The organism is Paraburkholderia sp. 22099 (assembly GCF_052045835.1).
GTDB lineage: Bacteria > Pseudomonadota > Gammaproteobacteria > Burkholderiales > Burkholderiaceae > Paraburkholderia > Paraburkholderia terricola.
Window position 1 is genome coordinate 290,152 of record NZ_JBQEPU010000001.1, and the last position, 19,319, is coordinate 309,470.

The following is a 19,319-nucleotide window of genomic DNA, read 5'->3' on the forward strand; positions in this document are numbered from 1 at the left end:
GGATCGCAGCCGCCCCAACGTTGAATCGCCTGGAGAGACTCATGGAACGCCTTGCCCGCCTGCTGCCCTTTCGCCAGTTCGGTCGTCTGCGCCGTCTGCGCAAGCTGGTGCCCTGCTCAGTGAGCGGAGCGCCCGCGGTCAGCACGCCATCGCTGTTCGACTCGCCCGACGGGGTATCGAGCTTGCCGTCGTCGTTGCCCGCCTTTGCCCGCGTGTCGTTGAATGCCGGGTTGAATATGGCGGAGCCGGAGCGGCGCGCACCGGTTCGGGTTTATCACGGGCCGTCGCGGCTCATCATGGTCGGCACCATGGAGGCCGTATGCCGCATGATCGATCGTTGCATCGCCGACGAGGCCAACGTGCACGGCGCGGTATTCGAGTCCTGATCGGCTTTCAATATTGTTGTCGCGTGGGATCGTTTTTGCGTGGCCGCGGTCCACGTTAGATCAAACGTGATGGAGAGTCCCACCCGATGGCAGTTTCGACACGCAAGAACCACGGCGCCAGCCGGCCGCTGATCGTCACTCTGGTTGTGATCGTGTTGATCGCCGCGCTGGGGTTCGTCTACGCGTCGCCGTATATCGCGCTGAATAATCTCAAGCGCGCGGCGGACGCGCGCGACGCGCAAACCGTCAATCAGTACGTCGACTTTCCCGCATTGCGCGAAAGCCTGAAGCAGCAGGTCACAGGCTTGCTGACACGCCGGCTCGACGCGCAGGGCAACGGCAATCCATTAGCCGCGATCGGCGCGATGATCGGCGTGGCATTGATCGGGCCGCTGGTAGACGCTTATGCGACGCCGGACGGCGTGGCGGCATTGCTGAACGGCATGCCGCCGCGCGGCAATCCTGGCGAGCGGCCGCCTGCTCCGCCCGCGGCCAACAATCCGCCCGCAACACCCGCGCCGGCGCCCGTGCCTGCATCGCCCACCGCGGGAGGCTCAGCCAACAGCGCGGCAAACAATAACGCCGCGCCGCCGCAGCCGCCGGAAACCACGGCGAGCTATCGCGGCCTCAACCAGTTCGCCGTTACTTACCGGCATGGCGCCGGCGACGCACGTTATTCGGCGATCTTCCAGCGCGAAGGCTTGCTCACATGGAAGCTGAGCGCCGTCAATTTAAACGAGTGATTGTCTGGTCGCGTGAACGGAGCTGGAAGAGCAACCGTTTTCCTGCCAGGCTTCCTGCGCATCAAGCCGCCGCTTGCTGCTGCTCCTGCGCGGAAGAACACGCCACCAGGATGCTGCACGATACGCGGTCGAGCAACGGCGTATTGCCCGCGCCCATCCACCATCGCGACAAACCGGTGCGGCAACGGTGGCCGACCACCACGAGGTCCACGTTCAAGTCGTTGGCGAGATTCGCGATCTCGTCAATTGGATGGCCAAACGCAAAGTGCCCTTGCGCGGTCACGCCACGCTCGGTGAGCCAGTCCACCCCTTCCTGCAGAATGTCGCGGGCGGTCTTCTCGAAACTGCCGCAGGCCACATCGGTCAGCAGGCCCGCGCTTTGCGCAATGCTCGAACGCATGTCGACCACGGACAGCAGATGCGTTTCCGCCTTCAGATCCAACGCCAGGTCGGCGCCGCAACGCAACGCCTTGCGGCCTTCGCGCGAGCCGTCGTAGCACAGCAGGATTTTCTTGTAGCTCGCCATGATTTTCTCCCTAGCCGCGAAAAGCGCGGTCTTCATGAATCATGGTGCGCCGCAATTCAGCTTGCAAGGGATGGAAAACGCTAGGTGTGCACTGATCGGGAGCGTGCGGGGTTTTGATCGGGATCGAGGCTGTCTTGCGAGGTTTGCGGCAGTGCAAGAAACACGCTCGGAACGGCTGCGGGCTCGCCGACGGCAACTCGCCGATGCCCTAGAATAGACGGCCTTCCCGGCCATTAGCATCATCGGCGAGTTTTTCCCAGAACCTCCATCGATCCCATGCCTGAAGCCCCCATTGAATTCCAGCAGGTCAAGAAAAGCTACGGCGACAAAACAGTCGTCGACGGGCTCTCGTTTCACGTCGATGCCGGCGAATGCTTCGGCTTGCTCGGCCCCAACGGCGCGGGCAAGACCACCACGCTGCGCATGCTGCTCGGCATCGCCGCACCCGATGCCGGCGTGATCCGCCTGTGCGGCGAGCCGATTCCGCGCCGCGCGCGGATGGCGCGGGCGCGCGTCGGCGTGGTGCCGCAGTTCGACAATCTCGATCCCGACTTCACGGTGCGCGAGAACCTGCTGGTGTTCGGCCGTTACTTCGGGCTGAGCGCCGCGCAATGCCGCGCGATGGTGCCGTCGCTGCTCGAATTCGCGCGCCTCGAAAGCAAGGCGGATGCGCGCGTGAGCGAGCTATCGGGCGGCATGAAGCGGCGCCTGACGCTCGCCCGGGCGCTCGTCAACGATCCCGACGTGCTGATCATGGACGAGCCGACCACCGGCCTCGATCCCCAGGCGCGGCATCTGATCTGGGAGCGGCTGCGCTCGTTGCTCGCGCGCGGCAAGACGATCCTGCTGACCACGCATTTCATGGAAGAAGCCGAACGGCTTTGCAACCGGCTGTGCGTGATCGAGGAAGGACGCAAGATCGCCGAGGGCGCGCCGAGCACGTTGATCGCCTCGGAGATCGGCTGCGACGTGATCGAGATCTTCGGTCCCGACCCGGTCGCGTTGCGCGACGAACTGGCGCCGCTTGTCGAGCGAACCGAGATCAGCGGTGAGACGCTCTTCTGCTATGTGAACGACGCGCAGCCGGTGCATGCGCGGCTCAAGCAACGCGCCGACCTGCGCTATCTGCATCGTCCGGCGAATCTGGAAGATGTGTTCCTGCGGCTCACCGGCCGCGAGATGCAGGACTGACGCCGGCCGCATCCGTTACAGCTACAACGACACTGCACGAGACACGCAATGGACGCACGCACTTACGAAACACACGGCAACGGCGACGCACCGTCGAGGCAGGAACCGTTCGCCGCGTTGCCCGCGAACGCCGTGAACTGGATTGCGGTGTGGCGCCGCAACTATCTGGTGTGGAGGAAGCTCGCGATCGCCTCGATGTTCGGCAATCTCGCCGATCCGATGATCTATCTGTTCGGGCTCGGCTTCGGGCTCGGCCTGATGGTCGGACACGTCGACGGCGTGTCGTACATCGCGTTTCTGGCGGCCGGCACGGTCGCGTCGAGCGTGATGATGTCCGCGAGTTTCGAGTCGATGTACTCGGGCTTCTCGCGCATGCACGTGCAGCGCACCTGGGAGGCGATCATGCACACGCCGCTCACGCTCGGCGACATCGTGCTCGGTGAAGTGATCTGGGCGGGCAGTAAGTCGGTGCTGTCGGGCACGGCGATCATGCTGGTGGCCGGCGCGCTCGGCTACGCGAACTTCCCGTCGATGCTGCTGGCGTTGCCCGTCATCGTGCTGACCGGGCTCGCGTTCGCCAGTATCGCGATGGTGGTGACGGCACTCGCGCCATCGTATGACTTCTTTATGTTTTATCAGACGCTGGTGTTGACGCCGATGCTGTTGCTCTCCGGCGTGTTCTTCCCGGCTTCGCAACTGCCCGCCGCCGCGCGTGCCGCGACCCAGGTGTTGCCTCTCGCGCACGCCGTCGATCTGATTCGCCCGGCGATGCTCGGGCGGCCCGTCGAGGACGCGGTTTTGCATGTCGCGGTGCTGGCGGTGTATGCGGTGGGTGGGTTCGTCGTCTCGGCGGTGCTGTTCCGGCGCCGGATGATGAAGTAACGCGAGGTTATATCGAACACGGCGGCGGCAGGCAGCGCGCACGCGTCGCCCGCCGTGAATGGACCGGTGTCAGTCCTCGTCGTCCGTCCACGGAATATCCACGTCGGAGATGAACGCGACCGTTGCGAACGGTCCGCCATCCTGGCGGCCGATCTTGCCGTCGGCGCGCTGCCATTCAACGCGAAACACCGTGCCTGGGTCGTCGGCGATCAGCCTGACCGTGCGAAGCTCATCGGGATCCGCCTCTTCGACAGGACCGTCGAGCGAGATCAGCAATTCCTGCGGCCATAGTCCGTCGGCGGGATCATAAATCTTGTCGCCGTCGGGTATCAGCGTGAACGCCTCCACGCCGATCGTCGCGGAAGCGTCGACGATCATCTTGGCCAATGCACGCAGCAATGCGGTCGCGCGCGCCGAGTTCGCCTGACGAATTGCAAGGTCCCCGCGCGTCAGCGCCTGCTCGAGTTTTGGGTTTGTTTTTTGTTGCGCCATTCGATGTCCTGAGTCCTATCGCTCTGTTGTAGGCGGCACGCTGCATTGATCCGCCGCCGCTCGCCGTTTTTCGGGCTGAATCCTACCATTGGCGTGCATCCCGGCATGGCGATCCGCGCGGCCCGGTCCGACAGCCCGCCCCGTCCACCACAGTTTAGGTCGTGATTCGTGTTCCGGCTTGGGAGATTTGGTTTTGAAGCGCCGGTCGAGCGCGGCGCTTGCAGCAATTCCGACGGTTTGCCGCGTGCTTCGCATTGTTTGAAACGGTGCTGGCGAGGCTTGATTGCCGCCGTCCGTCCGAAGCTGTATGCGGTGGCTCGCGAAGCGAAAGATTCGCCGAACGCGATGGCGATGAAGCAAGGCGCAACCAACTTCACGCAACCCCACGCCAGGTCACCATCCCGGCAACGAAGCCGGGGCACGTTCAGACGACGTTCCGACGACGTTCAGCGCGTCGCTCGAATCGATCACGAGGCAACGCGCCCAGGCCGCTCCATCAAGGCGCCGGGTTCGGCTGCAACTCATGCAGCGCATCGATTTCCGCAAGCGCCTCAACCGGAAGCTCGACGTCCGCGCTCGCGATGTTTTCCCTCAACTGATCGAGCGACGTGGCGCCGATCAGATTACTGGTCAAAAACGGCCGGCTGTTGACGAACGCGAGCGCGAATTGCGCGGGCGACAAGCCGTGACGTTTCGCCAGTTCCACATAACGCGTGGTCGCCTGGATCGATTGCGGCTTGCTGTAGCGTTGAAAGCGCTCGAACAGCGAGATGCGGGCGCCCGCCGGCCGCGCGCCGCCTTCATACTTGCCCGACAGCCAGCCGAAGGCCAGCGGCGAATACGCGAGCAAGCCGATGTTGTCGCGATGCGCGTATTCCGAGAGCCCCACCTCGTAGGTGCGATTGAGCAGGCTGTACGGATTCTGGATGCTGACGATACGCGGCAAGCCGAGCTTTTCGGCCGCGCGCAGAAACTGCGCGACGCCCCACGGCGTTTCGTTCGACACGCCGATGTGCCGCACCTTGCCCGCCTTCACGAACTCGGCGAGCACCGACAACGTCTCTTCGATCGGCACCGTGTACGCGTCGTCGACCCAAGGGTACGCCGTGCGGCCGAACGTCATCGTGCTGCGATCCGGCCAGTGCAACTGATACAGATCGACGTAATCCGTTTGCAAGCGCGTGAGGCTGTCGTTGAGCGCTTCCGTCAGATTCTTACGGTCGAACTGATTGCCCTCGCCGCGAATATGTCGCGGGTTGTGCGGTTGACGCGCGGGGCCGGCGATCTTGGTGGCGAGCACGATCTTCTCGCGCGCGCCGCGATGCCGCGCGAGCCACGTGCCGATGAAGCGCTCCGTCGAGCCTTGCGTTTCGGCGCGCGGCGGCACCGGGTACATTTCAGCGGTGTCGATCAGGTTGACGCCGTGGTCGAGCGCATAGTCGATCTGCGCATGCGCTTCCTGCTCGGTGTTCTGCTCGCCCCATGTCATGGTGCCGAGGCCGATCAGGCTGACCTGCACGTCGGAGTCGCCGAGTCTGCGGTATTCCATCGAACTTGTCCTGTTGATTTGTATGAACGGAAAGCGCTGACGTTACCACGCCGGCGTCATGCGTGCAGCACGGCTAAAATGCCGTTCGAACGGCGCCAACCGGCTCTGTCGACTCAGCCGCGCTCAATAATTTTTGCGTCGATCTCTCCACGATGAATCCCGAACACCTCGAACTGCTGGTCACGCGCGTGATGCCGTACGGGAAATACAAAGGCCGTCTGATCGCGGACCTGCCCGGCCACTATCTGAACTGGTTCGCGAGCCAGGGCTTTCCGCCGGGCGAAATCGGCCGGCTGCTCGCCTTGATGCACGAGATCGATCACAACGGTTTGTCCTCGCTCATCGAGCCTTTGCGCAAGCGCTGAGGCGAAGCTTTCGTCTGATGGCAACGTGACAGCGCGCCTAGGGTTGCGGCTCGAAAAATTTAACTAACTGTTACGACGCGGAGAACCGCTGAGGCGCGAAAAGTTCGCGGCCTTGCCTTGCTGTCATGGCATTGAACCGGGGTGCAGCGATAGCGCACGCCCAATGACACGCGACGGCGGTAACTTGCGGACACAACCGCCGCTGAACTCTCTTACGCGCGATCTTTCTGATCCTTATCCACGAAGGAGAAGATCGTGAGCAAGCTGATTGCATCGACGGCTCTATTGGCTGTAGTGGCGAGTCTCGCGGGATGCGCGGTCGCGCCGGGATACGACTACGCCTACGGTCAATCCTATTACCCCGGCTACGGTTACGCATACGGACCACCGTACCAACCGGTGTACGGCACGATAGGCATCTGGGGCGGCTCGTCCTGCTGTTATTACCGCGGCGACGGTGGGCGCTGGCATGGCGGCCACGGTGGTGGCGGCTGGCACGGTGGGAACGGCTGGCACGGCGGTGGATATGGCGGCTCCCACGGCGGAAGTTCATGGAGCGGCGGCGGGCGTGGGGGTCGTTGGCATTGACGCGGCTGGGTCGCGCATTCCGGGTCGCGCATCTGGGTCGCTCCGCCAGCGCGATAAACGGATCGGTAAGCGAGCCAGGACATCGGGTGCCTTGCGGTAAAATCGCATTTTGATTCAAGCCGCCTGGCCGCCATGTCTTCAGTTCAAACTCCCAGTCCGCGCCGCGTTTCGGTCGCACCCATGATGGACTGGACGGATCGTCACTGCCGCTCGCTGCATCGCATGATTTCGCGCCATACGTGGCTTTACACGGAGATGGTCACGACCGGTGCGCTGCTCCACGGCGACGTGCCGCGTCATCTAGCGTTTGCGCCCGAAGAAGCGCCGGTCGCGTTGCAACTCGGCGGCAGCGAGCCTGACGACCTCGCCCGTTCGGCCAAGCTGGGCGAGCAATGGGGCTACGACGAGATCAATCTGAACTGCGGCTGTCCGTCCGAGCGCGTGCAGCGCGGTGCGTTCGGCGCGTGTCTGATGAACGAGCCGCAACTCGTCGCCGACTGCGTGAAGGCAATGCGCGATGCCGTGTCGGTGCCGGTAACGGTCAAGCACCGGATCGGCGTCGACGCGGTCGAGGAGTATGGCTTCGTGCGCGATTTCGTCGGCACGATCGCGGACGCCGGCTGCAACGTCTTTGTCGTGCATGCGCGCAACGCGATTCTCAAGGGCTTGAGCCCGAAGGAGAACCGCGAGATCCCGCCGCTCAAATACGACTACGCGTATCGACTGAAGCGCGATTTCCCGCAGCTGGAGATCATCATCAACGGCGGCATCAAGACGCTCGACGAAGTAGAAACGCATCTTCAACACGTCGACGGCGTGATGCTTGGACGCGAGGCTTATCACAATCCCTATGTGCTGGCCGACGTCGATGCACGCTTTTATGGCTCGGCGCAAACGCCGCTCACGCGCGAGCAGGTCGAAGCGAAGCTGATCGACTATTGCGCGGCTGAAATGGCGCGCGGCACGTATCTCGGTGCAATCACGCGCCACGCGCTCGGCCTCTATCGCGGCGAGGCGGGCGCACGCGGATGGCGTCGTGTGTTATCCGACAGCAAACGGCTGGCTGCACGCGACCTGTCGATTTTCGACGAGGCAAGACAGCAACTGCGCGAGCCAGTCGAAATTTTTGAATAAAGGACTAGGCAAGTCGGATTCTTGTTCGTATAATCTCGTTTCTTCGTCGGCGAGCCATGTTTTTTAGGCAAGCCAAGCAGATGTCAGTGGTGGCTGTAGCTCAGTTGGTAGAGTCCAGGATTGTGATTCCTGTTGTCGTGGGTTCGAGCCCCATCAGCCACCCCAAAGAATTCAGACGCTTCAAAAGTTAGGCATTCAAAAGCCGTTCCGGAATATTCGGAACGGCTTTTTGTTTTCGGAAATCTACTCCGGGGCTTTTGTGTTTCTGGTTTCGCCCGGCTCGCGAAGTGGCCTACCCTCACGTGTCGCCGGATACATCGTTTCGCGTCATATGTGAGGAGCGGGTGGCATGCGCCCACCCTAACGGATCACGGCTATATGCCCATTCGGCACTGATGCCGTGGTCGAGATCCAATGGTTCCACGGTAGTTTTCATCGCGCGGATTTCGTCCATCGTATAAGTGCAGTTCGTGGGATCTCGCTTTTGAGGCGTGGCATCTCTGCACGCGTGCGTTGCGGAATCCGGCATGTCTTTCGCCATCTCAGCCATGCGTCGCCATGACCTGGCAATAAGACGCCGGTCACTTGACGGGCGCAGCGATACAAAGAACTCGAACGTGTACTTCTCCGTGTCGTGGAAGCGGTCGCACGCAAAATCGAGCAATCCGACATCCGCCATTTGCGCCATTAAACCGCCGAACGATTTTGGCGTAAAGACCCAACAGTGCACGTCATGGTATGTACCGTTATCGAGGACGTCCCGCGCGATCTTTACTGCATTCTCGAACGTCTGAAATTTTACGAGTTCGCCAGTTTCAATTTTCCCGTCCCATGCGGCGGCGCAGTCTAGCCGAACTGCGTTCAACAGGAAGTCCAGCACGGAATGAGGCTGCGGAACACGGGCTCGCAACAGGAAGCTGTTCACGACATCCGCGAAGCGCGTTTCCTCGCGCAAATAATCGAACGTGAACCGTCTGTCTGGGATCATCAGACGGACTTCGCCGGTGTCTTTCAGAATGCTGCGAAGTTCGGCGAGCCACGTAATGAGGTCGGGCACGTGCTCAATGACGTGCGAGGCGATCACATAATCAACTTTTCGATGATCGACGGCGTCAGCCAGGGTGTTTTCGCCCCATATCGCGTCAACGCGGACGATATTTTCGACATTAACGTTGGGGTCCTGCCTGTATTTTTCGACGAGGCCCTCACGGTCGGTATAGTCGACGTAGAGGATATTCCCGTCATTTCGCTGGATGAACGGTTTGTCGAGCGCGCCGATTTCAATGCCCACCAATTTCGAAACATCGAGATTAAAAAGCAGTTTCTCCCGCCTCTGCATGCCCGATCCCCTTAGATTTTGTTCTAGCGGCAAGTCTAGTTCACTGCGCGAAACCGCGCGCGACAAATGATGAGCGATTTCCGACTTCCCAGGCATCCACCAGGAAAATGGCGAAAAGCAGTGCGGCACATGAGTTGTGATTTTTTGTTTTTTATTGAGCGTTGCACCTGTTTAATCGTTTGTCACCGTCGCGCCGAAAAACGCAAACAGCGGAAATTCGCGAACGGCACTGTGAAAACCCGTCGACCCATTTTTATTGTTAGGTGATCCGGAACGACAGCCCGATATATGTCTTGGGCATCAGTAACGTTGACGCGAAGTCCTCCGATAAACCGCGCTCCCAATCTGGTTTTTCAGTTACGAAAAGCCTTGCCAACCGGGGTCGAAACGCCGCGCAGGCTTGTCGCCTCTGCGTCTGACAGATTATTCCAGTATCGAGAATAGTAATTTCAGATTATCGGCACAAATCTTCGATAGTAGGGGTATACACTGCTTCACATCGACGTTGCAGACACACCTCCCGGCCTCTGTCGCGACGTCTTCCTGAACTGAAGTCGAAACGTTATCGGAGTCATACCATGAAGACCAAGCTCATCGCCGCCCTGTTGGTTGCTGTTTCCGCCTCGATCGCCGCCCCCGCTTTCGCGAGCGGCTACGGCCCGGCGCCGTTCTACCGTCCGTCGGTCGGCGCACCGGCCTCGCAACAAGGCCAGAACGCGCAGACCGTTGCGGCTGAACGCGCTAACGCTGAATCCAATGCTTACGGCGGCGTGCAAAACGTGTCGTCGCAATCGGGTACGCGTGAACCGGTGTCGGGCCCGCAATCGGTTTTCTTCGGCCACTAAGCACGCCTGGCCGATCACTGCCCGTCACGGGCAGTGACTGAAGCGGGCGCCGCGCATGATGAATGCCGGCGCCCGCTTCCGTTTACGCGGCATTGCGCCCGCAATACCGGCGAGCGGCATCGTTACTACGCAGCCTGATTCCGCTCGTGGCTGTGTTGGCTACTCGCAGAACCTGATCCGGTTACCGAACGGATCGACCGTCTCCAGCACCCTTCCCCACGGCAGCGCCTCGACGCCCGGTTTCGCGTACTTGTAGTTCTTGCCCTGAAGTTCCGCGTGCAACGCGTCGATGTCCTGCACGGGAACGAAAATCGTCGAACCCGGCGTCGCGTCGCCATGATGCTCGCTCAGATGCAGAACCAGGTCGGAGCGGCGCACCTGGGCATAGAGCGGAAAATTGTCTTCGAACCGATGTTCCCATTCGACGGTGAAGCCCAGAAAGTCCACATAGAACTCTCTCGCTTTTGCCTCGGAGAAGATACGAATGATCGGGATGGCACGCGCGAGATGCACAGCGCTCTCCTGCAAATGACGACGAGACAGCCAGCTTAATCGAACGCGCCCGCGATTTCACGCACCCGTGCTCAGGTCGCGAGGCCCGCGTCGATCACTTCGCGCGCGGCCTGGAAACCCGCTTCGGCGGCGGCGTGCTCGGTGGACCATAGGCTGTCGATATGGACGAGCCGCCAGTCGACCACCACCGCGTCGCCCCGCAGCACCCTGAAATGCGCCTTGACACCGGTGAGCACCTGCTCGACCGCGACCTCGATGTCGTAGTCCTGATAGCGCTCCTGGTAATCGCCCATGTCGATGCCTTTCGGCTCCATGCCCGCCTCCTTGTGATTGCAGGCGACGTGACGGCGGCCAAGCCCGTCCAGCCGGCGAGCGCACGGCTCGCGACTTGCACCGGCCCGCGTCCGCTTATCGCCGACGGATCAATCGCAATCGCCTGACAGATACTGCCGGCCGTTGCAGGTGATCTCGACCTCGTCGTCGCCCGCCTCGGCGACCAGGCCGCTTGCCAGCAATTCCGCCTTGACCGACTGCGCGAACTTTGGCGCGTGCTGTCCGACGCCGACGTCGTTCAGGCGCCGCAACGCTTCGACCGCTTCAGGACTCAATGACTTCGACATGGCCGTCTCCGTCGACTTGTTCAATTCATCCTAGCAAGTTTCGAGGGCGTATGCAGGTGCGGATGCGTCGACGCAGCGCGATGGGCATACGCATTGCGTGCCTGTTATCGCTTGGCCGGCGACGCGCTCTACGGCGTGTGTCCCGCGTTACGCCCCGCGTTTGAAGTCGTGGCCGCATGAAAACCGCAACGCGATGCGGCCCGCGCGAATTTTCCTCGCGAGCGCGAGTCGCACGAACGTGGCCGCGTCAAATCCAGCAGGCGGCATCGCAATGGAGGACGAAATGGAGCGAAGCAGATTGACAGCGCTGACCGCGGGCGTCGCGCTCGCGGTGTTCGTAGCGAGCGGCACGACGGCGTTCGCGCAAACGACACAATCAAAGCAACCGACGCAACCAAAGCAACCGACGCAGAGCGACACCGCCTCGATGGTGAAGCCGCCTGAATCGGCCTCGGGGTCGGGCGGTTCGAGCAATCCGGACAATATGCCGATCAAGCGCCCGCGCCATCCGACCAACGACAAAATGATGCACGAGCCGCCCGCCAGCGGCGCAAACGCGAAGTAGCGCCGGCGCGCGGGAGCGGCTTTCGTCAGCGGTTCTACAAACGTGCGATCGACACCTCCGTCGACTTCACCAGCGCGACCACTTCCGAGCCGACCTTGAGTTCGAGTTCGTCGATCGAGCGGGTGGTGATGACCGAGGTGACGATACCGAACGGCGTATCCACATCGACTTCGGACACCACCGGTCCGCGGATGATTTCCTTGACCTTGCCTTTGAACTGATTGCGTACGTTGATAGCGGAAATGCTCATATCGAGTGACTCCAGGAAAGCGATCGAAACGGTCGATCAAGGAAGGTCAGACGGCCCAACGGACGTCTGTCGGCCGCGTGAGACGGCCTTCGTTAACTGCGTCGTACGCACGATAAGACAGCGCGTCGTCGTTCGGCGCGGTCTTCAATACCCGTTGCAACACATGGTCTTCGAGCGCGGCGAAGCCCGCCGATGCGCTCGCCCGCGGACGCGCGAGCGGCACCGGCTGATCGAGCGCGATGCGCCCGTCCTCGATCAGCAAAATCCGGTCGCCGAGCGCCACCGCTTCATGCACGTCATGCGTCACCAGCAGCGCGGTGAATCGATGCTCACGCCACAAGCGTTCGATCAGCGCGTGCATTTCGATGCGCGTCAACGCGTCGAGCGCTCCGAGCGGCTCGTCGAGCAGCAGCAATTGCGGCCGATGCACGAGCGCCCGCGCCAACGCCACGCGCTGCCGCTGGCCGCCCGAAAGCCGCGCGGGCCAATCGTCGGCGCGTTCGAGCAAGCCGACTTCGGCGAGCACAGCGCGCGCATCCTCACGCGCGCCGCGGCCGAGGCCGAGCATCACGTTTTGCAGCACGGTCTTCCAGGGCAACAGGCGCGCGTCCTGAAACATGATGCGCGTGTCGAGCGGACGGCCATCTTCAGTGCGCTTTTCCAGCACGCCCGAGGTGGACTTTTCCAGACCGGCGACGAGCCGCAGCAAGGTCGATTTTCCGCAGCCGCTGCGGCCGACGATCGCGACGAAACTGCCGCGCTCGATCGACAGATCCAGATCGGACAACACCTTGCGCTCGCCATACTGCTTGCCGACGCCGCGCAATTGCACTGAATAGTCGGCGCGACGGCGCGCGTCGTCGCGGGCGAGCGCGCCCGCCGGGGGCAGCCGGCCCGCGTGCTCGCGACCCTGCTTGAGATCGCGCACCTGATCCGCGCGCTCGAAGCCCGCGGCTTCGCCGGCGTCGTGATCGACGGTGCGCGGCTGTTCCAGTTCGGCTTCCAGATCACTGCCCGCGATGCCGCCGAACGACGCCGACAATGTCGTTGCGCTCATACTTTCGCTCCTCGTTGATAAGCCGGGTGCCAGCGCAGCGAGACGCGCTCGAGGCTCTTCGCCAGCACGTCGGCGAGCTTGCCGAGCGCCGCGTACAGCAGAATGCCGACCACCACCACATCGGTTTGCAGGAATTCGCGCGCGTTCATCGTCATGTAGCCGATGCCCGACTGCGCGGAGATGGTTTCCGCGACGATCAGCGTGACCCACATGAGCCCGAACGCGAAGCGCACGCCAACCAGAATCGACGGCAACGCGCCCGGCAGAATCACGTGCCGGTACAGCGCGAAACCTCTCACGCCGTAACTGCGCGCCATTTCGATCAGATTGGCGTCCACCGAGCGGATGCCGTGAAAGGTATTCACGTAGATCGGAAAGAACACGCCGAGCGCAACCAGGAACAGCTTGGCTTCTTCCTCGATGCCGAACCACAGAATCACGAGCGGAATCATCGCGAGCGCGGGGATGTTGCGCACCATCTGCACGGTCGAATCGAGCGCGATCTCGGCGGGCTTGAAGAGCCCCGTTGCGAGGCCGAGCACGAGTCCGATTCCGCCGCCGACCGCGAAGCCCGATACCGCGCGCCACGTGCTGACCTTCACGTCGGCCCACATTTCACCTGACTGAACCAACGACCACGCGGCCTTCACGACCGCGAGCGGTTCGGGCAGAACGCGTGTCGACAGAATCCCGCTGCGCGCGGCGAATTCCCACGCGAGCAGAATCGCGAGCGGCGCGAGCCAGGGCGCGAGATGCGCGCCGGCGCGGCGCAAGACGTCGAGAATCCCGCGGGCATTCGCGGCCGAGCTTGGGTCCGCATTGGCACGCGCATTCGCGCCAACGCCGCCGCCTGCATCGGCATTCAAACTGGATTGAGCCATGATCACTTTCCTCATTGCTTATCGATGAGCATCGCCGCCGTCGGCGGCACGCGCGCTCAACTGGAACTCGCCGCCTTCGGCAGATAGTTGTTGCCGACGATCTCGCCGAACGGCCCCGACAGCGGTCCATTCGAAGTCTTGCTCTGCCGGTTCGGCAGCAGCGGAAACACCAGCTCGGCGAAGCGATACGACTCTTCCAGATGCGGATAGCCGGACAGAATGAACGTCTCGATGCCGAGGTCCGCGTATTCCTTCATGCGCGCGGCCACCTGCTCGGGATTGCCGACCAGCGCCGTGCCCGCGCCGCCGCGCACCAGCCCCACGCCCGCCCACAGATTCGGATACACCTCGAGCTCGGCGCGCCCGCCGCGCTTGCCGCCGTGCAACGCGGCCATGCGGCGCTGTCCTTCGGAATCCATCTTCGAGAACGAGGCCTGCGCGCGTGCGATGGTGTCGTCGTCGAGCTTGCTGATCAGTTGGTCCGCGGCGGCCCATGCTTCTTCCTCGGTCTCGCGCACGATCACGTGCAGACGAATCCCGAACCGGATCGTGCGGCCGCGTGCCGCGGCGCGCGCGCGAATGTCGGCGATTTTCCTCGCGACGGCCGCGGGCGGTTCGCCCCACGTCAGATAGGTGTCGATATGGTCGCCCGCGATGTCGTGCGCCGCCGCCGACGAACCGCCGAACCACAGCGGCGGATGCGGCTTCTGCACCGGCGGATACAACGCCTTGCCGCCCTTCGAACTCAGATGCTTGCCGTCGAACGCGATCGCGTCGTTGGTATGCGAAGCGGCGAGCAGCTTGCGCCAGATGTGCAGGAATTCGTCGGTGATTTCATAGCGCGTGTCGTGATCGACGAACACGCCGTCGCCTTCCAGTTCCGCCGCATCGCCGCCGGTCACGACGTTGATCAGCAGACGCCCGTTCGACAACCGGTCGAAGGTCGCCGCCATGCGCGCGGCGAGACCCGGCGACGAAAGGCCCGGACGGATCGCCACCAGGAACTTCAGGCGTTGGGTCGCGGCGATCAGGCTCGACGCGACGACCCATGCGTCCTCGCACGAGCGGCCCGTCGGCAGCAGCACGCCTTCGTAGCCGAGCGTATCGGCGGCGATCGCGATCTGCCGGAAGTAGTCGTAATCGGCTGCGCGTGCGCCTTGGGACGTACCGAGATAGCGACTGTCGCCGTGAGTCGGAATGAACCAGAACACATTCATTTGCTGCTCCTGCCTGTTCGAAACTGCGTTGATTGGAGACGGTGCGTGAAGCGCCCGCGCACACGCCGGCCGCGCGCATCCCGCCGGCGCGCGGCCGGGTGAAGCAGGCGCAAGGGAGACGGAAGTGCCGCGCCTGGCGCGGCTTGGCGGCTTGGCGGCTTGGTATTGCGGCTTAGTATCGGCGGCGCGACCGCGAACGCGCGTGCGCCGTGGCGCGGCTGAAGATCGGCATCAGACAGGACATCGCGACGGCTTCCCTCGACAGAGACGTGCGCGTCATGCGCGCGATTAAACGGGCGACGGCGGCAAACGCCGTCTGCATGGAGAAACAGTCTATGGATCGGGCCGCGGCTTTTGAACGATTTTTTTTAGCTTAGGTTTTCCACTTCCGTGATTAGCCCGACGCTAAAGCATACGGATGTTGCGCTCGATGCACGCGGGAAAGCGGGTACCCATAGATATAATGGCGCACGTTTCCAATAATCCGGTACAGGCCATGCGAACCGCACCGCTTGTACCCTGGCGGTGCAATGCATGCAAAAACTCATCCTGCCGTTCGTCGCCGGTTTTCTGGCATCCCTCTTCTTTCATGAATCGACGCTGGCGCTGCTGCACGCAGCCGGGCTAATCGATCCGACCGGGTTTTCGACCGCGCCGTTTTTGCCGCTCGGTTTGCCCGAATTCATCGCCAACGCGATCTGGAGCGCGTTCTGGGCCGTGCTGATGGCGTGGCTCTTGCGCATCGCGCCGGAGAGGCGCGCGCCGTGGGTGCCGGCCTTCGTGTTCGGCGGCGTCGCGCTGACGGCGGCGAGCGTGTTCGTGGTCGATCCGCTGCGCGGCATCTGGCCGAGCGGCAACATGCTGCCGCGCCTCGCGGTGGGTTTCGCGGCGAATGCGATGTGGGGCTGGGGCGCGCTGGTGTTCATGCGCGCGTTCATGGCAAGCGAGTACGACGACTGAGCGGGCCGAGCGAACCGAACGTCAATGTCGAAATAACGCCGAAATAACGCCGACACCTAACCGCGCAATTCGCGCAGCGGATGTTCGTTGGCCGGCCACGGGCTTTCGAACATTTTCTCCACCTCGGCGGCGCTCACGTCTTCGATGCGATCGAAACGCCAACGCGGCGCGTTGTCCTTGTCGATGATGCGCGCGCGAATCCCTTCGATCGTATCGCCATGCAAGAAGCATGAGCGCGTCAGATCGAGATCGCCGCGCAGCACGTCGGCCATCGAGCCCTCGGCGCGCGTCACCACTTCCAGCGATACCGCCATCGACAACGGCGAGCGTTCGCGCAACACGGCGATCGTTTGCTCGGCCCATTCGGCGGCGTCGGGATCGGCGTCGCCGTCGCGCGCCCGTTCGAGCGAAGCGAGAATCCGCGCGAGTTCGGGCAACGCGAAATGCCGGTCGATCAACGCGCGCGCGTTGGCGAGCGGCGACGCGTCGGGCTCCGGCACGACCCGATGCGCGGCCGTCTCACGCTCGACGCACGCCACCACGTCCGCGCCTCGCTCGAACAGTTCGCCGCGCAAGGTGTCGACTAGCGCGGGCAACGCCGCGTCCTCGATGTAGGTGTCGGCGAGACCCGCGTAAAGCGCGTCGGCCGCGCCGATCGCCTCGCCGGTTACCGCGAGATAACGGCCGATCGCACCCGGCGTGCGGGCCAGAAACCAGCTCGCGCCGACATCGGGAAAGAGCCCGATGCGGGTCTCGGGCATCGCCATCTTCGTCGAATCGGTGACGACGCGCAGGCCGCCCGTGCGGTGCGCGCCTTGCGAAATGCCCATGCCGCCGCCCATCACGACGCCGTTCATCAACGCGATATACGGCTTCGGATACGTGAAAATCGCGTGATTCAGGCGGTATTCCTCGATGAAAAACGTGTCGCGCGGGTCCTGCTCGCCGCGCTGCGCCGACTCGTACAGGAAGCGCACGTCGCCGCCCGCGCAGAACGCGCGCGGGTGCTGGCTGCGCACCACCACGGCGAGCACGTCGGGATCCTCGCGCCATTGGTCGAGCGCCGCGTGCATCGCGCGAATCATGCCGGTGGAGAGCGCGTTGAGCGCCTTCGGCCTCTCCAGTTCGATGAAGCCGATGCGGTTGGCTACGTAAGTCGCGATTTCGTCGCTGACGGCGGGCGAGGTGGAAATGGACATGGAGTGCTAGGCGGGCTGGCGCGAAGTGAATTGGGATTGAACGTTATCACGCACTCGATGATTTGACCTTGGCGGCGGGTTCGGCGGCTCGGCGGTTATGCAGGTATGCCGCGCTGCATCCGTCCCGATGTCGGTTCTTGCCGGCCTTCCACGCGGACTTTGGATCGACGGCTGGGTCAGCGGAGTTGTTGCCCGTGCGCCGCCCGTTTGCTCGGCCGACATGCTTGCCGCCAACGACCTGCCAACAACGTCCCACCAGGCGTTCGATGCGACGCATGAAATCGCATCGGGCCCGCTCAACCCGCCGCGTTACCCGGTGGAAAGTGGCCGCTCTTGAGCAGCACGGGCGTGCCGTTGCTGATCTGCAAGTGCTCGCGCGCCACTGCCTCGATGCGCCGACGCCCGGCGTCGAACGCACGCATCCAGCCTTCGGGATCCTCGGAGTAGGCGCCGAAGTGATCTTCGAGCGCTTCGACCGAAATGGCGCACGGCACCGTTTCGCCGTCCACCAGCGCGGGAAACACAACGGTCAGATTGGAGTCGCGGTAAGCAGGTGCGTCCGCGGGAAACCGAATTTCCATGGTCGCCTCATCAGAAGTATCCGGCAGGAAACCGGCGCCGGCGAGAACCGGCCGGCTCCGGACAACCCCGATATGGTACTCGCGCGGCCGGACCTCGGTCCAGCCTGGCGGGGCGTCCTGCTCGACCTCACGCGCCGCCATCAATGGCCTCCGAGCAGACGGTCGACGTAATCGCGCGCGGCCTGTTCGACGAACGCAAGCGCTTCTTCCTCGCTGCCGAAGCGCTGTGCGTCGCCGAGTTCGAGCAGGGTTTCGATGCGATGCGGATCGTCCGGACCGAGTTCGGCGAGACTCACCGTGCCGACGTAGGTGCCGCTCCTGGCGGTGCCCTTTGCGTCAACGCCGACGCCGGTGCCAGCGCCCGTGGCCGGCGCATCGGCCGCGGGCACGAGACGCGCGGCGGCGCTGATGTAGTAGCCGCGATAAGGGCCACTGACCCGTTCAGCCATATTCGCTCTCCTCGTTGTGTGTATCGGTTTGTGTGTGATAAGCGGACGCTGCCGCCGTAGCGCATCGAGCCCGCGTGAATCTGAACGGGCCGTTGCATGCATGCGCTCGCGGCAGGTCAATCAGTAAGGCGCGCCTCAAGGCGATAAGTTCTGCGGCCTGCATGCGGTGACGGCGTCTGCGAGCCGATGACCCGTTGCGGGCGGCGCGAGACGCCGATTCGCACTTGTTCGGCATGCGCCGGTCGAACGGACCGTCGGCATGGTCCATGCTGAAGCAGTCACCCGGTTTCGAGTCCAGCGAGCGCAATATGGGAAAATATTTTCCGCGGAACTACGAATTACCGGAGCCGGAGGCGGCGAACGCATGGTTTGCTTATGCGGAAAGCCACGGCATCGACATGTCGAAAGCCATCGGCATCTGCGAAGACGCCGCCACCGAAAACGGCACGTAAAGCCGCCGGCTGGTCGGCGCGGCGGGCATTACGATCGACATGCCCTAGCCGGGCAGGCGCACTCTCTGTGTACCTGGCGGGCCGCGATCTCTCTTTGAAAGGAAAACATCACGATGCATTTCATGACGCACTTGGGCCTCGTTGTCCGCGCCGGCCGCTTGCAGCGACTGCGAGCCAGCGTAGCGCTCGCTCGGGTCCGCCGGGCGTCCCGGTTCGCCGCCCTGCCCGCCGCTGTATTGCTGGCAACGGGGCTTGGCGGCTGCGCATCGTCGAACACCACTTCGCTGATCAACCTGCCGAACGGCCAGACAGGATTCGCCGTGAACTGCAGCGGCGCCGACGCCGCTTCCAGTTGGGCCTCGTGCTACGTGCAAGCCGGCAACGCCTGCGGCGCGACCGGCTACGACATCGTGTCGAAAGACAACGACGAAGGCGGCATGGCGGGCGGCAGCATCACTAACGTCGTCTCGGCCAACGTGAAGAACCGTTCGATGATCGTGCGCTGCAAATAACGCCGGGCGCGTTCATGCAGGCG

General features: G+C 63.1%; 28 protein-coding genes and 1 tRNA gene. 14 read left to right on the forward strand and 15 right to left on the reverse strand.

Translation table 11 applies throughout. The features are described from left to right. Positions 1–41: 41 nt before the first annotated feature. Both ACTJLC_RS01240 and ACTJLC_RS01245 read left to right on the forward strand, forming a co-directional pair. Positions 42–386, forward strand: coding sequence for a hypothetical protein (locus tag ACTJLC_RS01240; RefSeq protein WP_073426836.1), 345 nt, complete (start codon positions 42–44; stop codon positions 384–386). Between the two features lie 86 nt (positions 387–472). Further along, positions 473–1,129 (forward strand): DUF2939 domain-containing protein, encoded by a 657-nt coding sequence (locus tag ACTJLC_RS01245; protein ID WP_440843192.1) that lies wholly within the window; start codon positions 473–475, stop codon positions 1,127–1,129. Positions 1,130–1,190: 61 nt separating this feature from the next. Here the strand turns inward: ACTJLC_RS01245 and ACTJLC_RS01250 are convergent, their stop codons facing one another. Continuing rightward, positions 1,191–1,655 carry a universal stress protein gene (locus tag ACTJLC_RS01250; protein ID WP_440843193.1) on the reverse strand — a complete coding sequence of 155 codons (465 nt, stop codon included), beginning with the start codon at positions 1,653–1,655 and terminating at the stop codon, positions 1,191–1,193. Between the two features lie 276 nt (positions 1,656–1,931). Between ACTJLC_RS01250 and nodI the strand changes: the two genes are divergently transcribed. Together nodI and ACTJLC_RS01260 are read left to right on the forward strand one after the other, a co-directional pair. Continuing rightward, the gene (nodI, locus tag ACTJLC_RS01255; protein ID WP_114162324.1) at positions 1,932–2,846 is read left to right on the forward strand and encodes a nodulation factor ABC transporter ATP-binding protein NodI; all 915 of its coding nucleotides are present in this window, start codon (positions 1,932–1,934) and stop codon (positions 2,844–2,846) included. Positions 2,847–2,894: 48 nt separating this feature from the next. Continuing rightward, positions 2,895–3,728 (forward strand): ABC transporter permease, encoded by an 834-nt coding sequence (locus ACTJLC_RS01260; protein WP_083083581.1) that lies wholly within the window; start codon positions 2,895–2,897, stop codon positions 3,726–3,728. A 69-nt stretch (positions 3,729–3,797) separates the two neighbouring features. On the opposite strand, the gene ACTJLC_RS01265 is transcribed toward ACTJLC_RS01260, so the two are convergent. The 3 genes from ACTJLC_RS01265 to ACTJLC_RS01275 all read right to left on the reverse strand — a co-directional run bounded on the left by ACTJLC_RS01265 (position 3,798) and on the right by ACTJLC_RS01275 (position 5,769). Beyond that, complete coding sequence (locus ACTJLC_RS01265; RefSeq protein WP_073426840.1) at positions 3,798–4,220, reverse strand: hypothetical protein; 423 nt, start codon at positions 4,218–4,220, stop codon at positions 3,798–3,800. Then, positions 4,178–4,597: a hypothetical protein gene (locus ACTJLC_RS01270; RefSeq protein ID WP_440843194.1), complete on the reverse strand. Its 420-nt coding sequence runs from the start codon at positions 4,595–4,597 to the stop codon at positions 4,178–4,180. The genes ACTJLC_RS01265 and ACTJLC_RS01270 overlap by 43 nt, the downstream gene beginning before the upstream one ends. 119 nt (positions 4,598–4,716) lie before the next feature. Then, positions 4,717–5,769: an NADP(H)-dependent aldo-keto reductase gene (locus ACTJLC_RS01275; RefSeq protein ID WP_440843195.1), complete on the reverse strand. Its 1,053-nt coding sequence runs from the start codon at positions 5,767–5,769 to the stop codon at positions 4,717–4,719. A gap of 152 nt (positions 5,770–5,921) precedes the next feature. Between ACTJLC_RS01275 and ACTJLC_RS01280 the strand changes: the two genes are divergently transcribed. The 4 genes from ACTJLC_RS01280 (at position 5,922) to ACTJLC_RS01295 (ending at position 8,021) form a co-directional block, all read left to right on the forward strand. Beyond that, a complete protein-coding gene (locus ACTJLC_RS01280) occupies positions 5,922–6,134 on the forward strand; it encodes a DUF3820 family protein (RefSeq protein WP_006048800.1) in 213 nt (70 codons plus the stop codon). A gap of 255 nt (positions 6,135–6,389) precedes the next feature. Next, complete coding sequence (locus ACTJLC_RS01285) at positions 6,390–6,722, forward strand: hypothetical protein (protein ID WP_073426842.1); 333 nt, start codon at positions 6,390–6,392, stop codon at positions 6,720–6,722. 132 nt (positions 6,723–6,854) lie between these two features. Next, a complete protein-coding gene (dusA, locus tag ACTJLC_RS01290) occupies positions 6,855–7,856 on the forward strand; it encodes a tRNA dihydrouridine(20/20a) synthase DusA (RefSeq protein WP_073426843.1) in 1,002 nt (333 codons plus the stop codon). An 89-nt stretch (positions 7,857–7,945) separates the two neighbouring features. After that, positions 7,946–8,021: transfer RNA gene (locus ACTJLC_RS01295), tRNA-His, on the forward strand. A gap of 133 nt (positions 8,022–8,154) precedes the next feature. Here the strand turns inward: ACTJLC_RS01295 and ACTJLC_RS01300 are convergent. Continuing rightward, the gene (locus ACTJLC_RS01300; protein ID WP_161553686.1) at positions 8,155–9,195 is read right to left on the reverse strand and encodes a methyltransferase domain-containing protein; all 1,041 of its coding nucleotides are present in this window, start codon (positions 9,193–9,195) and stop codon (positions 8,155–8,157) included. 578 nt (positions 9,196–9,773) lie between these two features. Between ACTJLC_RS01300 and ACTJLC_RS01305 the strand changes: the two genes are divergently transcribed. Further along, positions 9,774–10,040, forward strand: a complete 267-nt coding sequence (locus ACTJLC_RS01305) for a hypothetical protein (RefSeq protein ID WP_073426845.1) — start codon at positions 9,774–9,776, stop codon at positions 10,038–10,040. 159 nt (positions 10,041–10,199) lie between these two features. Here the strand turns inward: ACTJLC_RS01305 and ACTJLC_RS01310 are convergent, their stop codons facing one another. From ACTJLC_RS01310 to ACTJLC_RS01320, 3 genes are all read right to left on the reverse strand, one after another. Next, a complete protein-coding gene (locus ACTJLC_RS01310) occupies positions 10,200–10,553 on the reverse strand; it encodes a glyoxalase superfamily protein (protein WP_073426846.1) in 354 nt (117 codons plus the stop codon). Between the two features lie 71 nt (positions 10,554–10,624). Continuing rightward, entirely contained in the window at positions 10,625–10,867 is a 243-nt protein-coding gene (locus ACTJLC_RS01315) for a DUF6566 family protein (protein ID WP_073426847.1), read from the reverse strand. Between the two features lie 108 nt (positions 10,868–10,975). After that, positions 10,976–11,173 carry a hypothetical protein gene (locus ACTJLC_RS01320; protein ID WP_073426848.1) on the reverse strand — a complete coding sequence of 66 codons (198 nt, stop codon included), beginning with the start codon at positions 11,171–11,173 and terminating at the stop codon, positions 10,976–10,978. 283 nt (positions 11,174–11,456) lie between these two features. Here ACTJLC_RS01320 and ACTJLC_RS01325 point away from each other — a divergent pair, with 283 nt between their 5' ends. Continuing rightward, positions 11,457–11,738 (forward strand): hypothetical protein, encoded by a 282-nt coding sequence (locus tag ACTJLC_RS01325; protein ID WP_073426946.1) that lies wholly within the window; start codon positions 11,457–11,459, stop codon positions 11,736–11,738. A gap of 34 nt (positions 11,739–11,772) precedes the next feature. Here the strand turns inward: ACTJLC_RS01325 and ACTJLC_RS01330 are convergent, their stop codons facing one another. From ACTJLC_RS01330 to ssuD, 4 genes are read right to left on the reverse strand one after another with little or no spacing between them, the layout of a single operon-like run. Next, complete coding sequence (locus ACTJLC_RS01330) at positions 11,773–11,988, reverse strand: TOBE domain-containing protein (RefSeq protein ID WP_073426849.1); 216 nt, start codon at positions 11,986–11,988, stop codon at positions 11,773–11,775. Between the two features lie 46 nt (positions 11,989–12,034). After that, positions 12,035–13,045: an ATP-binding cassette domain-containing protein gene (locus ACTJLC_RS01335; RefSeq protein WP_073426850.1), complete on the reverse strand. Its 1,011-nt coding sequence runs from the start codon at positions 13,043–13,045 to the stop codon at positions 12,035–12,037. Beyond that, positions 13,042–13,926, reverse strand: a complete 885-nt coding sequence (gene ssuC, locus ACTJLC_RS01340; RefSeq protein ID WP_073426851.1) for an aliphatic sulfonate ABC transporter permease SsuC — start codon at positions 13,924–13,926, stop codon at positions 13,042–13,044. The genes ACTJLC_RS01335 and ssuC overlap by 4 nt, the downstream gene beginning before the upstream one ends. A 56-nt stretch (positions 13,927–13,982) precedes the next feature. Next, the gene (ssuD, locus tag ACTJLC_RS01345; protein ID WP_073426852.1) at positions 13,983–15,143 is read right to left on the reverse strand and encodes an FMNH2-dependent alkanesulfonate monooxygenase; all 1,161 of its coding nucleotides are present in this window, start codon (positions 15,141–15,143) and stop codon (positions 13,983–13,985) included. A gap of 209 nt (positions 15,144–15,352) precedes the next feature. On the opposite strand from ssuD, the gene ACTJLC_RS01350 reads away from it, so the two are divergent. Next, positions 15,353–15,520 carry a hypothetical protein gene (locus ACTJLC_RS01350; RefSeq protein ID WP_159442539.1) on the forward strand — a complete coding sequence of 56 codons (168 nt, stop codon included), beginning with the start codon at positions 15,353–15,355 and terminating at the stop codon, positions 15,518–15,520. A gap of 157 nt (positions 15,521–15,677) precedes the next feature. After that, on the forward strand, positions 15,678–16,103 hold the full coding sequence (locus ACTJLC_RS01355) for a hypothetical protein (protein WP_073426853.1): 426 nt from the start codon (positions 15,678–15,680) through the stop codon (positions 16,101–16,103). A 56-nt stretch (positions 16,104–16,159) separates the two neighbouring features. Here the strand turns inward: ACTJLC_RS01355 and ACTJLC_RS01360 are convergent, their stop codons facing one another. The 3 genes from ACTJLC_RS01360 to ACTJLC_RS01370 all read right to left on the reverse strand — a co-directional run bounded on the left by ACTJLC_RS01360 (position 16,160) and on the right by ACTJLC_RS01370 (position 18,332). Next, entirely contained in the window at positions 16,160–17,302 is a 1,143-nt protein-coding gene (locus tag ACTJLC_RS01360) for an enoyl-CoA hydratase/isomerase family protein (protein ID WP_114162317.1), read from the reverse strand. Positions 17,303–17,598: 296 nt separating this feature from the next. Then, complete coding sequence (locus ACTJLC_RS01365; protein WP_235004786.1) at positions 17,599–18,024, reverse strand: DUF1488 domain-containing protein; 426 nt, start codon at positions 18,022–18,024, stop codon at positions 17,599–17,601. Continuing rightward, positions 18,024–18,332: a hypothetical protein gene (locus ACTJLC_RS01370; RefSeq protein ID WP_114162316.1), complete on the reverse strand. Its 309-nt coding sequence runs from the start codon at positions 18,330–18,332 to the stop codon at positions 18,024–18,026. Before ACTJLC_RS01370 ends, ACTJLC_RS01365 begins: the two co-directional genes overlap by 1 nt. A 224-nt stretch (positions 18,333–18,556) precedes the next feature. Here ACTJLC_RS01370 and ACTJLC_RS01375 point away from each other — a divergent pair, with 224 nt between their 5' ends. Together ACTJLC_RS01375 and ACTJLC_RS01380 are read left to right on the forward strand one after the other, a co-directional pair. Continuing rightward, positions 18,557–18,784 carry a hypothetical protein gene (locus ACTJLC_RS01375; RefSeq protein WP_440843216.1) on the forward strand — a complete coding sequence of 76 codons (228 nt, stop codon included), beginning with the start codon at positions 18,557–18,559 and terminating at the stop codon, positions 18,782–18,784. 113 nt (positions 18,785–18,897) lie between these two features. Continuing rightward, positions 18,898–19,296 carry a hypothetical protein gene (locus ACTJLC_RS01380; protein ID WP_073426857.1) on the forward strand — a complete coding sequence of 133 codons (399 nt, stop codon included), beginning with the start codon at positions 18,898–18,900 and terminating at the stop codon, positions 19,294–19,296. Positions 19,297–19,319 lie beyond the last annotated feature (23 nt).